The sequence below is a fragment of the Pseudoduganella chitinolytica genome (assembly GCF_029028125.1).
Classification (GTDB): domain Bacteria; phylum Pseudomonadota; class Gammaproteobacteria; order Burkholderiales; family Burkholderiaceae_D; genus Rugamonas; species Rugamonas chitinolytica.
The window spans coordinates 2,594,643-2,607,047 of record NZ_CP119083.1 but is presented as its reverse complement, the minus strand read 5'-3'; the positions used below and the strand labels follow the sequence as shown (position 1 = coordinate 2,607,047).

The 12,405-nt window shown below is 66.0% G+C and carries 10 protein-coding genes and 2 tRNA genes; 10 read left to right on the top strand and 2 right to left on the bottom strand.

Translation table 11 applies throughout. The annotated features are described in order from the left end of the window. Positions 1-65: 65 nt before the first annotated feature. The 6 genes from PX653_RS11495 (at position 66) to PX653_RS11470 (ending at position 3,639) form a co-directional block, all read left to right on the top strand. Positions 66-887 (top strand): alpha/beta fold hydrolase, encoded by an 822-nt coding sequence (locus PX653_RS11495; protein WP_277418008.1) that lies wholly within the window; start codon positions 66-68, stop codon positions 885-887. After that, the gene (locus PX653_RS11490; protein ID WP_277418007.1) at positions 865-1,161 is read left to right on the top strand and encodes a YciI-like protein; all 297 of its coding nucleotides are present in this window, start codon (positions 865-867) and stop codon (positions 1,159-1,161) included. The genes PX653_RS11495 and PX653_RS11490 overlap by 23 nt, the downstream gene beginning before the upstream one ends. A gap of 140 nt (positions 1,162-1,301) precedes the next feature. After that, positions 1,302-1,502, top strand: a complete 201-nt coding sequence (locus PX653_RS11485; protein ID WP_277418006.1) for a hypothetical protein — start codon at positions 1,302-1,304, stop codon at positions 1,500-1,502. A 90-nt stretch (positions 1,503-1,592) separates the two neighbouring features. After that, complete coding sequence (gene serS / locus PX653_RS11480; protein WP_277418005.1) at positions 1,593-2,882, top strand: serine--tRNA ligase; 1,290 nt, start codon at positions 1,593-1,595, stop codon at positions 2,880-2,882. 67 nt (positions 2,883-2,949) lie between these two features. Next, a tRNA-Ser gene (locus PX653_RS11475) sits at positions 2,950-3,039 on the top strand. A gap of 510 nt (positions 3,040-3,549) precedes the next feature. Continuing rightward, a tRNA-Ser gene (locus tag PX653_RS11470) sits at positions 3,550-3,639 on the top strand. A gap of 329 nt (positions 3,640-3,968) precedes the next feature. On the opposite strand, the gene PX653_RS11465 is transcribed toward PX653_RS11470, so the two are convergent. Together PX653_RS11465 and PX653_RS11460 are read right to left on the bottom strand one after the other, a co-directional pair. Next, positions 3,969-4,496, bottom strand: a complete 528-nt coding sequence (locus tag PX653_RS11465; RefSeq protein ID WP_277418004.1) for a hypothetical protein — start codon at positions 4,494-4,496, stop codon at positions 3,969-3,971. 756 nt (positions 4,497-5,252) lie between these two features. Beyond that, positions 5,253-6,320: a DUF5694 domain-containing protein gene (locus tag PX653_RS11460; protein ID WP_277418003.1), complete on the bottom strand. Its 1,068-nt coding sequence runs from the start codon at positions 6,318-6,320 to the stop codon at positions 5,253-5,255. Between PX653_RS11460 and PX653_RS11455 the strand changes: the two genes are divergently transcribed. From PX653_RS11455 to PX653_RS11440, 4 genes are all read left to right on the top strand, one after another. Then, entirely contained in the window at positions 6,319-6,564 is a 246-nt protein-coding gene (locus PX653_RS11455) for a hypothetical protein (RefSeq protein ID WP_277418002.1), read from the top strand. The genes PX653_RS11460 and PX653_RS11455 overlap by 2 nt on opposite strands. A gap of 114 nt (positions 6,565-6,678) precedes the next feature. Continuing rightward, positions 6,679-10,104, top strand: coding sequence for an SdrD B-like domain-containing protein (locus PX653_RS11450; protein WP_277418001.1), 3,426 nt, complete (start codon positions 6,679-6,681; stop codon positions 10,102-10,104). Between the two features lie 30 nt (positions 10,105-10,134). Continuing rightward, on the top strand, positions 10,135-10,809 hold the full coding sequence (locus PX653_RS11445) for a PEP-CTERM sorting domain-containing protein (protein ID WP_277418000.1): 675 nt from the start codon (positions 10,135-10,137) through the stop codon (positions 10,807-10,809). 152 nt (positions 10,810-10,961) lie between these two features. Continuing rightward, positions 10,962-12,404, top strand: a complete 1,443-nt coding sequence (locus tag PX653_RS11440) for a cytochrome ubiquinol oxidase subunit I (RefSeq protein ID WP_277417999.1) — start codon at positions 10,962-10,964, stop codon at positions 12,402-12,404. Position 12,405: the final 1 nt, after the last annotated feature.

Sequence of the window (12,405 nt, the reverse complement as noted above, 5' to 3'; positions counted from 1 at the left end):
GATGGTTCCCGCTGCTCCCGCAGTGATATAGTCCTTTTGACATCAATCAAATGAAAGGGGCCCAGGTGCAAGTCAAAACCATCAACGGCACGGAAGTCCTGATCGAGGGCACCGGCAGCGAGACCGTCCTCATGCTGCACGGCTGGCCCGATACCCGCGCGCTGTGGGAAAAACAGGTCGAGGCGTTCAAGCCGCACTTTCGCTGCGTGCGCTTCACGTGGCCCGGTTTCGAGCCCGGCGCGGCCAGCGTCGAGCATTCGCTGGATGCCTTGATCGGCCTGTGCGAGGCCGTCGTGCGCGAAGTCAGTCCGGACAAGCCGGTGATCCTGCTCGTGCACGACTGGGGCTGCCTGTTCGGCTATCACTTCGCGATGCGTCATCCGGACCGGGTGTCACGCGTCGTCGGGGTCGACATCGGCGATGCGGGCTCCCGCGAGTTCAAGAAGGCCACGACGATCCCCGCGCTGCTGGGCATCGTCGGCTACCAGTTGTGGCTGGCGGCGGCCTGGCGCATCGGCGGCGGCGTCGGCGAGAACATGTCGCGCTGGCTGTCGCGCCAGATGGGCGTGCCCACGCCACCCGACCAGATCACTGTCGCGAAGAACTACCCCTACTATTCCACGTGGACGGGCAAGTACAAGGGCGTCAAGACGTTCCGCCCCGCCTGCCCGATGCTGTTCGTCTACGGCACCCGCAAGCCGTTCATGTTCCATTCGCCGCAGTGGGAAGCGTGGCTCAACGCCCGGCCCGGCAGCAAGGCCGTCGCGATGGACACCGACCACTGGCCCATGTTGCGCCGCCCCGACGAGTTCAATACGCTCGTGCTGCGCTGGCTCCTGTCCCACCAATCGAACGAGGTCACCGATGCATCACCTGCTGTCCTATGAACTGGCCGACGACTACCTGCAGCGCCGCGAGCAGTTCCGCGCCGAACACCTGAAACTGGCGTGGGATGCCGTCGGGCGCGGCGAACTGCTGCTGGCCGGCGCGGCCGGCGATCCCATCGACATGGCCCTGCTGGTGTTCACGACCGACAGCCCGGCCGTCGTCGAGGCGTTCGCGCAGGCCGATCCCTATGTGCGGCATGGCCTCGTCAAGCGCTGGACCGTGCGCAAGTGGCACACCGTCGTGGGCGAGCAGGCCAGCAATCCGGTGCGTTGACAGCGCCTTCGCTACCGCTTTTTTGCAGTTCATCCCGCGTTTCGCGCGCTCCGTCGGAACCCGATGGAGGCGCAGAACGCCTTTAGGTACAGTACAACCATCGCAGCACACGTTGTACCACCGACCTGAAGGAGAACATCATGAACGCACTGAAACACATGGAAGCCATCTTCGTCGTCGTCGCCGCCGTCGCGCTGTCCGTGACGTTCGCCACGACCGAGCCGCAGCCGCTGATGGTCGCCGCCGACCCCGTCGTGACCGTGCAGGGCGAGGTGCCGATGCCGGTCGTGACGATCGCCGCCAAGCGCCTGACCGCCGCCGAGAAAGCCGCACTGATCTGACGGAGCGGGCCACCCGGGTGCCCGCGTAAAACTCGAGGAACAGGACGTCGTCTTGGTACAATTGCGGTTTCGACATTCCCGGCAATTCCCATGATAGACATCCAACTTCTCCGCAAAGACATCGACACCGTCGCCACCCGCCTGGCGACGCGCAAGTTCCAGCTGGACGTGGCAGCCTTCAACACGCTGGAATCGGAGCGCAAGGCGATCCAGACGCGCACCGAGGAACTGCAGGGCAAGCGCAATTCGCTGTCCAAGCAGATCGGCATGCTGAAGGGCAAGGGAGAAGACACGACGGCCGTGATGGCCGAAGTGGCGGGCCTGGGCGACGAGCTGAAGGCCAACGAGACGGCGCTGGCCGCCGTGCAGGAAAAGATGAGCGCCTTCATGCAAGCGGTGCCGAACCTGCCGCACGAGTCGGTGCCGGCCGGCAGCGACGAAAGCGGCAACGTCGAGGTGCGCAAGGTCGGCACCCCGCGCAGCTTCGAATTCGACGTCAAGGACCATGTCGACGTCGGCACCCCGCTGGGCCTGGACTTCGACACCGCCACCAAGCTGACGGGCTCGCGCTTCGCCGTCATGAAGGGCGGCATCGCCCGCCTGCACCGTGCGCTGGCGCAGTTCATGCTGGACACGCACACCGACAAGCACGGCTACACGGAATGCTACACGCCGTACATGGTCAACGCCGACTCGCTGCTGGGCACGGGCCAATTGCCCAAGTTCGAGGCGGACCTGTTCTCGGTGAAGAAGGGCGGCGCCGAAGGCGAGGGCGAGAATTTCTACCTGATCCCCACGTCGGAGGTGACGCTGACGAACACCATACGCGACGAGATCGTCGCCCTGGACGCGCTGCCGTTGAAGATGACGGCGCACACGCCGTGCTTCCGTTCCGAAGCGGGCAGCTACGGCCGCGACACGCGCGGCATGATCCGCCAGCACCAGTTCGACAAGGTCGAGCTGGTCCAGGTGGTCCATCCGGAGAAATCGTACGAGGTGCTGGAAGAGATGGTAGGCCACGCCGAGGCGATCCTGCAGCAGCTGGGCCTGCCGTACCGCGTGATGTCGCTTTGCACGGGCGACATGGGCTTCGGCGCAGCCAAGACGTACGACCTGGAAGTATGGCTGCCGGCGCAGAACACGTACCGCGAGATTTCGTCGCTGTCGAACTGCGAAGCGTTCCAGGCCCGCCGCATGCAGGCGCGCTTCCGCAACGCGCAGGGCAAGCCGGAACTGGTGCACACGCTGAACGGCTCCGGCCTGGCGGTGGGCCGCACCCTGGTGGCGATCCTGGAAAACTACCAGCAGGCGGACGGCAGCGTCGAGATTCCGGCGGTCCTGCAGCCGTACATGGGCGGGCTGACGCAGCTGAAGGCATGACGAAAAAAGCCCTTCACATTTGCTGAAGGGCTGCTATAATCTTGCCTTCTCGCAGCAATGCGAGAAAGGAGAGGTGGCAGAGTGGTCGAATGTACTTGACTCGAAATCAAGCGATGGGGCAACCCATCCGTGGGTTCGAATCCCACCCTCTCCGCCAGAACAAATAAGAACGGCATCCCCTGCGGGATGCCGTTTTTATTTGTTCGGACGGAGAGGGTCGGATTCGAAGACCCCGCGCCTGCCAGCGCGGGGGCTCTCCGAATCGCCCATTTGCCGCTGCTTCGCAGCGGCGCCGCGCGCCGAGGGCGCGCGACGTAACCCATTTCATCACGAGAGACAAGCGCGCCAGCGCGAGGCTCTCGCACGCTGCGCTACTGGCGCGTTGCGCTTCGCGGCAACGCCGCCCCAGCAGGACAAGCGCGATTGCGCGACGCCGGGCGGCGCGAAGCGCAACAGGACATGTACCGATCAAGAGGCGTTAAGGCCACAGGAACGGTGCAGGTCCCCGTTGTTCCGCCACCGCCATCGAAAAACACGCGGCTCCCCGCACCCTCAGCAATGAGATTTGACGCAACAGCAACCCTCGGCTAGAATAGCGCCTCTCGAGTTGCAACGAACAGCTGCAGCCCGGGGATCTACAGCGTCAGCTCTGCGCGCGGTGGATAAAGGAGAGGTGGCAGAGTGGTCGAATGTACTTGACTCGAAATCAAGCGATGGGGCAACCCATCCGTGGGTTCGAATCCCACCCTCTCCGCCAGAACAAAGAAAAACGGCATCCCCTGCGGGATGCCGTTTTTTTTTGTCCGGACGGAAGAGGGAGGGATTCGAAGACCCCCCGCTTGCTCGTGCGGGACTCTGGGGATCGCCCATTTGCTGGCGCTTCGCGCCGAGGGGCGCCTGACATGCCTTCACTCTTCATACCTCGTTCCGCCAGAACGAGGCGGCATCCCCTGGAGTAGCCGTTGAGTTTGCCTTGGCCGCGATTGCCGCGGTCAAACCCGTCAGCCAGCTTCTCTGACAACGAGTCATCGCCCTGTTCTGCAAATCGCGGCGAGGCAGCTGAAAAATTTTCGTTTCGGCGTTTCCTCAATCCTCGCTCAAAAGTTCCATATTCTTGCGGTCTTCGTCGCTGACAAATTGACATGCCAGCAGGGTCTTGTTCTTGAACGCACTACTCTTGAGTGCCACCAGATAAGTTACTCCCATCCCCTTCATCTTTTGCTGGGAATCAGGCAGTTCCCGTGCGAATCCTGACATGTTGATAATATTATATTTCTGAGGTGCCAGTTTGTAGCGCTTGGCCAGCTCTTCGGCAACGTCGCCATCAACGAGGACGCCAATGGTCGAACTCGCTAACAGGACATCGTGCGCAACAAACCCGTCTTTTTTTATTGGAGCGGGAAGATGGTAGACCGCTGCTCCTGATAACCGGTCAGGCTTGCCTAGCTTTTCCGCAGCGTCATAGATATCGAAGGCATGGCGCGTGGAATAAGAAGGTTTGCAAATCGCCGCATCAAAAAATGCCGACGGTGGCATGTCTTTGCCAGCCAAAGCGGGGATTGCCAGCGTGGAAAGCAATAGGCTGGATATCAGAGGCGCAAACAGGCTTTTCATTTGGTTTCCTTAAAAGATAGAAATTGATAGGGTTTGATGGATTTCCGGTGGCCTATGCAAGCCATTTTTGCTGGCGCAACACGCCACGATCCCATTCCGATGTTGACGTCGCATGGAGCCACATCAAATCGTTTGTCGAAGGCTGCTTCCACCGCGCCGACATCTTGCGGGCCAATCGTATTCAATGAGGGACGGCGACTTCGGGCGCGCATAAGTTGGCTTGGACCTGGGCTCGGTCATGGCGTTGGATGGCTTTGTTCCGAGGGAGGGCTTCCAAGCCGCAGCGCACGTGTCGCATTTCGATCAAGAGGTTGCTATTTTAGCACGATTCTCCAGTGCATTACTGAAAGAGGTCGCTCAGGTCATCGAGGTGCGGTACCAGAATGCGATTGGGCGATGTGCAGCTCCAGATGGGTATCCTAGGCCGTTTGCGAGCTTGGCCGGGGACGATTACCGTCGGGTTGGTCGACGTCAAATCGAACGCGGCTTCATGTACACAGCGGTGCACCGTGTTGCCGGCTAATCGTCGAAGTCTCCCTGCAGGGAAACGAAAAGGCTGGAGAGGGGGGACTGGCTTGGCCTGCCAACGCGAGCCCTCGGGATCGCCCATCTGTTGGCGCGCCAGCGCCAGGGCCCTGCGCCGAGGGCGCTCGACGTATGCCTCGCCTGCCGGGGGGAGACAAGCGCGCTGGCGCGAGGCTCTCGCCGCGCACATGGGGTCGCGCCGGGCCGCGAGCGCAGCGCCTCTCCGGCGTCCTACTTCAACACCGTCGCGGCATCCACCACGTCCACCCCCTGCAACTGCCCCAGCCAGCGATCGAACCACGGCTTGTGCGTCGCGCCCACGACGGCCAGGACGCGCGCCCCCGGCCGCTCACGGAATGTCTCGCGCACATTGGCCACCATGCGCAGGTTGCGAATCTCCCACCCGGCCACCCACATCAGCGGGTAGCGCTGCGGCGAATCGGCGCGCAGGGCCGGCACCACGTTGGCCTGCGCCCGGATGCGCAGCTGGTCTGGATCGTTGACGAGCCGGTACAGCGGCAGCAGATCGGTTGCACGCGCCAGCGCCGCCTCGCGCCGCTCGCTTTCCTTCAGCGCCGCCCCGCCGCTGGCCCATGCCGCTTCCACTGCCTGTACGAACGGCTTGATGTCCGGCACGTCGATGCGGTCGCCGGTGTGGTTGTCGACGGCGTGCACGCGTTGCAGGCCAAGCCGTGCGGCCAGCCGCGCCGCCAGTTGGTAGTTTTCGTTGTTGGTCGTGGCGAGCTTGTCGAGCAGGCGCACCAGGGGCTCGTCCAGCGTGTCTCCCGCGCGGCGCTCGCCGGCCGGCAACTGCAGCCACTGAACATAGGCGGACGCCCGGTCGTTGGCCGCCAGCAGCACGGCCGCCAGGCGCCGGCGCTGGGCGGGCGACGGCTGCGCGGGCCAGCGCTTGAACGACGCATCGGCGGCGGCGATCGCCGCAGGCATGTCCAGGCCCGTTGCCGCCTGCGCCGCCGCGGTCGATGGACAGTAGTCGGGCCCATAGCGGGCCGGATGGCGCGCAGCGAGGTCGCATTCCTCGCCCGACTCCGTTTCGATGGTGACGATGTCGGGCCGGAACGCGGCCAGCCGCGCCAGCAAGCCGTCCAGCGCGGCGGGATCGAAACCGGGCGGCAGCGTGTTCAGGTGCACCGTGCCCAGCACGAGTACCTGCGCGCGTGGACCGGTCATCCCGGTATCGAGGTCTTCCAGCGCGACCTGTGCCAGTGCGTTGCGACAGGGCGCGATCGCCAGCAGCGCGGCGGCGCACGCGACGCCAGGACGGAGGGCTTTGCGCATGAGGATCCTTTCGGTGGCTGATGTTGACGAGCAGCGTAGCGCTTCGGGGCAACATCAGCGCGGCTGCTGCGACGAACCGTCCAATCGATGGGACAGCTTGCAGCGGCCACGCATTCGCGCAACAGCTTTTGCAAACAAACAACAAGTCGTTAAAAATTTCTACACGGTTGTTGTAAAACTGGCTTTTTTTTACAAAACCTGCAACAATGATGTTTTTCAGGATATAAAAGTTGATAACGCGTAATCGGCAGCGCCCGCTGCGCGACATTCGACCTCCGCTGGCCCAGACTTCGCCACGCCGTCCTGTCCTTCTCAACGCATACAACAGAAAACCGGCCACGAGCCGGACCGACACCGCATGAGCGACATTTCACTGGCCAGTACCATCCACGTCTTCGAGGACACCTCCGTCAACCTGACCCTGCGCGACATCCTGGCGCAGGCGGGCTACACCAGCGAGCAGGGCGTCACGATTACCGAGTTCGTCGCCATCCTGCCGGACGGCACCAAGGCCTTCGACAACACGCCGCTGTTCGGCATGGTCGACGAGGAGACGCTGTACGTGCGTCCGGGCGCATGGCAGCCGAACTACAACGGCGGCTTTACCACCTATGAATTCCTGGTCGCGGGCGAGGACGGCGACCTGGTCACGCTGACGCTGAAGGTCGTCGTCGACCCGGTCAACGACGCGCCGTTCGGCGCCGACCGCGCGTATGACCTGGCCGACCGCACGCCGGTCGTGCTGGGCGAGGAGGCCTTCGGCTTCCGCGATCCCGTCGAGGGCGATGCCTTCCAGGCCGTGATCATCACGGCGCTGCCGCTGGCCGGCCAGGTGCTTTTGCACGGCAGCGCGATCGCCGCCGGTACCGAAGTCTCGGCGCTGGACCTGCGTGCCGGTGCGCTGACGTTCGTGCCTTCCGCCACGACCGGCGGCATCGTCGACGTGGGCTTCCACGTGCGCGACAACGGCGGCACCGTGGGACCGGGCGCGCAGGACACCAGCGTGGCGGAGAACCACCTGACCTTCAAGATTCCGCTGCCGACGCCGCCGGACAATCCCGGCGACACCGACCCGCCCACCGGCGGCGAGGGCGCGCTGGCGCAGCTGGGCGACACGATCTGGGAAGACGGCAACGCCAACGGCATCCAGGATGCGGGCGAGCGCGGCATCGCCGGCGTCACCGTGGAACTGAAGGACAGCACGGGTGCCGTCGTCAAGACCACCACCACGGGCGCGGACGGCCAGTACTTCTTCAACGTGGCCGCCGGCACCTACACGGCGCAGCTGCGCGCCCCGGACGGTTATGTCGCCACGGCCAAGGGCCAGGGCGGCGACGGCGCGTTGGACAGCGACTTCGACGCTTCCGGCCGTACCGGCGCCATCACGCTGGCGCAGGGCGAAGTCAATAACGCGGCCGACGGTGGCCTGTATCGCGCCGCGTCGCTGACCAGCCAGGCCTGGAAGGATGCGGACCGCGACGGCGTGCGCGATGCCGGCGAGACGGCCGTGGCGAATGTACGCGTCGCGCTGCTCGACGGCGCCGGCAAGCAGGTCGCCAGCGCGCTGACCGATGCCGGCGGCAACTACACGTTCACCAACCTGAAGCCGGGCAGCTACAGCGTCAAGTTCGACACGGCCTCGCTGCCGGCCGGCCTGCAGTTCACGACGCCGGGCCTGGATTCGGCCGCCGCCGCGGACGGCAGCACGGCGCCCGTCACGCTGGCGTCCGGTGCGCATGCCACCCTGGCCGCCGGCCTGGTGGAAGACATGGCCACCATCGGCGACCGCGTTTGGGAGGACAGGAACGGCAACGGCGTGCAGGACAGCGGCGAAGCGGGCATCGCCGGCGTCGCCGTGCAGTTGAAGGACGCCACCGGCAAGGTAGTCGCCAGCACGACGACGGACGCCGCCGGCGCCTACGCCTTCAAGGCCGCCGCCGGCACGTACAGCGTGGCCGTCAAGGCGCCGGCCGGCTACCTGGCCACCGTCGCCAACGTGGGCGACGACGCCGCCGACAGCGACATCGGCACCAACGGCGCCACCGCCCAGTTCACGGTGCGCGCCGGCGACAAGCTGGCCACGATCGACGCGGGCCTGTATCGCGCGGCCTCGCTGGGCAACCGGGTCTGGTACGACTGCGATGGCGACGGCATCCAGGACAGCGGCGACACGGGGATCGGCGGCGCCAAGGTAACGCTGCTCAATGCCGACGGCAAGGCCCTGGCCACGACCACGACCGATTGCGATGGCCTGTACCAGTTCGGCAACCTGAAGCCCGGCAGCTACAGCGTGCAGTTCGACAAATCGGCACTGCCTTCTGGCTACGTCATTACCCGGCGCGACGCCGGCAGCGACGACGCGCGCGACTCCGACATCGGCGCCGATGGCCGCTCGCACAAGGTGACGCTGGTCTCGGGCGAACACAACACGAGCGTGGATGCGGGTATCGCGGCGGCGGCCTCGGTCGGCAACCGCGTGTGGGAAGACTGCGACTTCGATGGCGTGCAGGATGCCGGCGAAGCGGGCGTGTGCGGCGTTACCGTGCGCCTGTACGATGCCGCCCACAACCTGAAGGCCACGACCGTGACCGCCGCCGACGGCAGCTACAAGTTCGCCGGCCTGCAGGCCGGCAGCTACAGCGTCGAAGTGGTCAAGCCGAACGGCTGGTACACGACCAAGGCCAATGTGGGCAGCAACAGCCTCGATTCGGACTTCGTCAACCTGGCCAGCGGCAGCGCCGGCAGCGGCACGTTCACGCTGGCCGCGGGCGAACACAACACCAGCATCGACGCGGGCCTGTACCGCAAGGCCAGCATCGGCGACAAGGTCTGGCGCGACGCCAACCACAACGGCGTGCAGGACAGCGGCGAGGAAGGCATCGGCAAGATCAAGGTCGCGCTGTACCACGCCGGCACGGGCGCGCTGGTCGGCAGCACGGTCACGGACGCGAAGGGCTCCTACCTGTTCAGCAACCTGGATCCGGGCAGCTACTACCTGAAGTTCGACAAGACCAACGTGCTCTTCACCGACCTGTCCCACCGCACCTACTCGATGAACGACTGGAAGTGGGGCGTCAAGAACACGGGCGGCAACGACGCGATCGACTCCGACGTCAACGGCGACGGCGTCAGCAAGGCCGGCGTGACGCAGACCGATGCCACGTTCCTGTCCTCCGGCGAGAACGACATGCGCTGGGACGCGGCCATCACGCCGATCGCACTCGACCTGAACGGCGACGGCATCCAGACGATCGCCCGCGCCGACTTCCACGGCAGTTTCGACCTGCTGGGAACCGGCAAGGCCATCCAGTCCGGCTGGCTGTCGGCCGGCGACGCCTTCCTGGCCATCGATGCGAACGGCAACGGCAGCATCGACGGCATCGGCGAACTGTTCGGCGGCGCGGCCAAGGGCAGCGGCTTCGCCAGGCTGGCCAGCTTCGACAGCAATGGCGACGGCATCGTCGATGCGCACGACGCGCGGTTCGGCGCGCTGACCCTGTGGCAGGACGCCAACGGCAACGGCCGCACCGATGCGGGCGAACTGATCGCGCTGGCGCAGGCCGGCGTGACGGCCCTGAACGTCGCGTTCGAGGAGCTGCCGTTCCTGGATGCGAACGGCAACCTGCACCTGGAGCGCAGCAGCGCCGTGATCGACGGCCGCGCCGTCGACATGACGGACGTGTACTTCAATGTGTCCGCCGCCGACGCGGCGGCAGCCGGCATCGCGGCGCCGACCATGGCCGAACTGGTCGGCCAGCCCGAACCGGCGCAGCAAGCAATCTAACCGAACTACCTACAACGACAAGAAGACACCATGACCACTATCGCCAAACCGCTCGTCCAACTCATCGCCGCCGCCGCCCTGACCATGGCCGGCGCCGCCCACGCGGGCGTCATCGTCAAGTCCGCCGCCTCGCAAGGCATCTTCACGCAGGCCGGTGCCAACTTCGGCACCGACAGCCTGGCCCGCACCGTGCCCGTGTGGAGCGTGACGGACGACGCCACGCTGCTGGCGTTCTGCATCGACCCGTTCACCCCGATGGTCACCGGCACGACGACCTACGCCGCCACGCCCAACGTGGCGTTCGGCGACGACGTCAAGCGCCTGTACTCGCAGTACTACTCGAGCATCGACTATTCGGGCATGGGCCAGCTGACGGGCGACAAGCGCGTCACGGCACTGAGCTTCCAGCTGGCCCTGTGGGAGCTGGTCGCCGACGACGGCAACCTGGCGAGCGGCGCGTTGGCGGCCGTGCTGGCCGACAATGGCAGCAAGGCGCAGGCCGTCATCGGCGGCGCGACCGCCATGCTGGCCACCGCGCAGGACGAGCGCATCGCCATTGCCGACAAGTACCGCTTCACGACGTACGCGGCGACCGGCTCGCAGACCGTGGTGACGGTCAGCGCCGTGCCGGAACCGTCGTCGCTGGCCATGTTCGGCCTGGGCCTGGCCGCGCTGGGTTTCGTCGCCCGCCGCCGCCGCGGCTGATGCGGTAAGGCCATCCGGCGCCCGCCGGATGGCCCTGGCAGTCGCGCTGGCCGCGCCGCGCGGTCGCCACTTTCAGCCGGCCGCGCAATCGTGCGCGCCGCGCCCCCATGCTACATTCGCCGTCACTGAAAAGTCACCGGCGAGGGCGCTGCATGATGGGGTTTTCCGCACTCGAGCTGGCCAGGATCCAGTTCGCGTTCACGATGGCGTTCCACATCGTATTTCCGGCATTGACGATCGGCATGGCCAGCTACCTGGCCGTGCTCGAGGGCTGCTGGCTCGTCACCCGGCGAGCCGTCTACATGACGCTGTACCACTACTGGCTGCGCATCTTTGCCGTCACGTTCGGCATGGGAGTCGTGTCGGGCATCGTCATGGCCTACCAGTTCGGCACCAACTGGAGCCAGTTCTCCGAATTCGCCGGCGGCATCACGGGCCCGCTGCTGGCCTACGAGGTGCTGACGGCATTCTTCCTGGAAGCGGGTTTCCTGGGCGTGATGCTGTTCGGGCGAAACCGGGTAGGACCCGGCCTGCATTTCTTCGCCACGTGCATGGTGGCGCTGGGCACGCTGATTTCGGCCACGTGGATCCTCGCCTCGAACAGCTGGATGCAAACCCCGCAGGGCCACGCGATCGTCGACGGCCGGGCCGTGCCGGTGGACTGGCTGGCGGTGATCCTGAACCCGTCGTTTCCGTACCGGCTGGCCCATATGGGCACCGCGGCCTACCTGTCGACGGCGCTGTTCGTTGGCGCCGCCGCGGCCTGGCACCTGCTGCACGGGCGCGACGACAAGGCCGTGCGCAAGATGCTGTCGATGGCGATGTGGATGGTGCTGCTGGTGGCGCCGCTGCAGGCCGTCATCGGCGACCTGCACGGGCTGAACACGGCGCGCCACCAGCCGGCCAAGCTGGCGGCGATGGAGGGACACTGGGAGAACCGCCCGGGCGAGGGCATGCCGCTGCTGCTGTTCGGCATGCCGGACATGGCCGCCGAGCGCACCCGCTATGCCGTCGGCATCCCGCACCTGGGCAGCGTGATCCTGACGCACAGCTGGACCGGCCAGGTCCCCGGCCTGAAGCAGTTTGCGCCCGAAGAGCGGCCCAACGCCCCCATCGTGTTCTGGAGTTTTCGCATCATGGTCGGGCTGGGCCTGGCCATGATCGCGCTGGGCCTGTGCAGCCTGTGGCTGCGCCGGGGCGGGCGGCTGTACGGCCAGCGCCTGTTCCTGCGCGCCGCGCTGGCAATGGGCCCGGCCGGCCTGCTGGCGATCCTGGCCGGCTGGGTCACGACCGAGGTGGGGCGCCAGCCGTGGGTCGTGTACGGCCTGCTGCGCACGGCCGATGCGGTGTCGCCGCACAGCGCCGGCGCGCTCGCGCTGACGCTGGCGCTGTTCGTCGTCAGCTACCTGTTCGTGTTCGGCATCGGCATCGCCTACGTGCTGCGCCTGGTGCGCAAGGGCCCGCAGGCCGCTGACCTGCAACAGGCGCCCGAGGGCGGCCCGGGTGCCGGACGCACCCCCGCGCGGCCGCTGTCGGCCGCGCAGGAGGGCGCCGACGAGGGCCTGCCGCTGCCACCGGAACGAGGAGGACACTGAC

What these genes read in the sequence shown, in the direction of transcription:
- PX653_RS11465 (WP_277418004.1), bottom strand. Translation starts at nt 4,496, where the DNA reads ATGAAAAGCCTGTTTGCGCCTCTGATATCCAGCCTATTGCTTTCCACG.
- PX653_RS11450 (WP_277418001.1), top strand. Translation starts at nt 6,679, where the DNA reads ATGAGCGACATTTCACTGGCCAGTACCATCCACGTCTTCGAGGACACC.
- serS (WP_277418005.1), top strand. Translation starts at nt 1,593, where the DNA reads ATGATAGACATCCAACTTCTCCGCAAAGACATCGACACCGTCGCCACC.
- PX653_RS11485 (WP_277418006.1), top strand. Translation starts at nt 1,302, where the DNA reads ATGAACGCACTGAAACACATGGAAGCCATCTTCGTCGTCGTCGCCGCC.
- PX653_RS11490 (WP_277418007.1), top strand. Translation starts at nt 865, where the DNA reads ATGCATCACCTGCTGTCCTATGAACTGGCCGACGACTACCTGCAGCGC.
- PX653_RS11460 (WP_277418003.1), bottom strand. Translation starts at nt 6,320, where the DNA reads ATGCGCAAAGCCCTCCGTCCTGGCGTCGCGTGCGCCGCCGCGCTGCTG.
- PX653_RS11455 (WP_277418002.1), top strand. Translation starts at nt 6,319, where the DNA reads ATGAGGATCCTTTCGGTGGCTGATGTTGACGAGCAGCGTAGCGCTTCG.
- PX653_RS11445 (WP_277418000.1), top strand. Translation starts at nt 10,135, where the DNA reads ATGACCACTATCGCCAAACCGCTCGTCCAACTCATCGCCGCCGCCGCC.
- PX653_RS11440 (WP_277417999.1), top strand. Translation starts at nt 10,962, where the DNA reads ATGATGGGGTTTTCCGCACTCGAGCTGGCCAGGATCCAGTTCGCGTTC.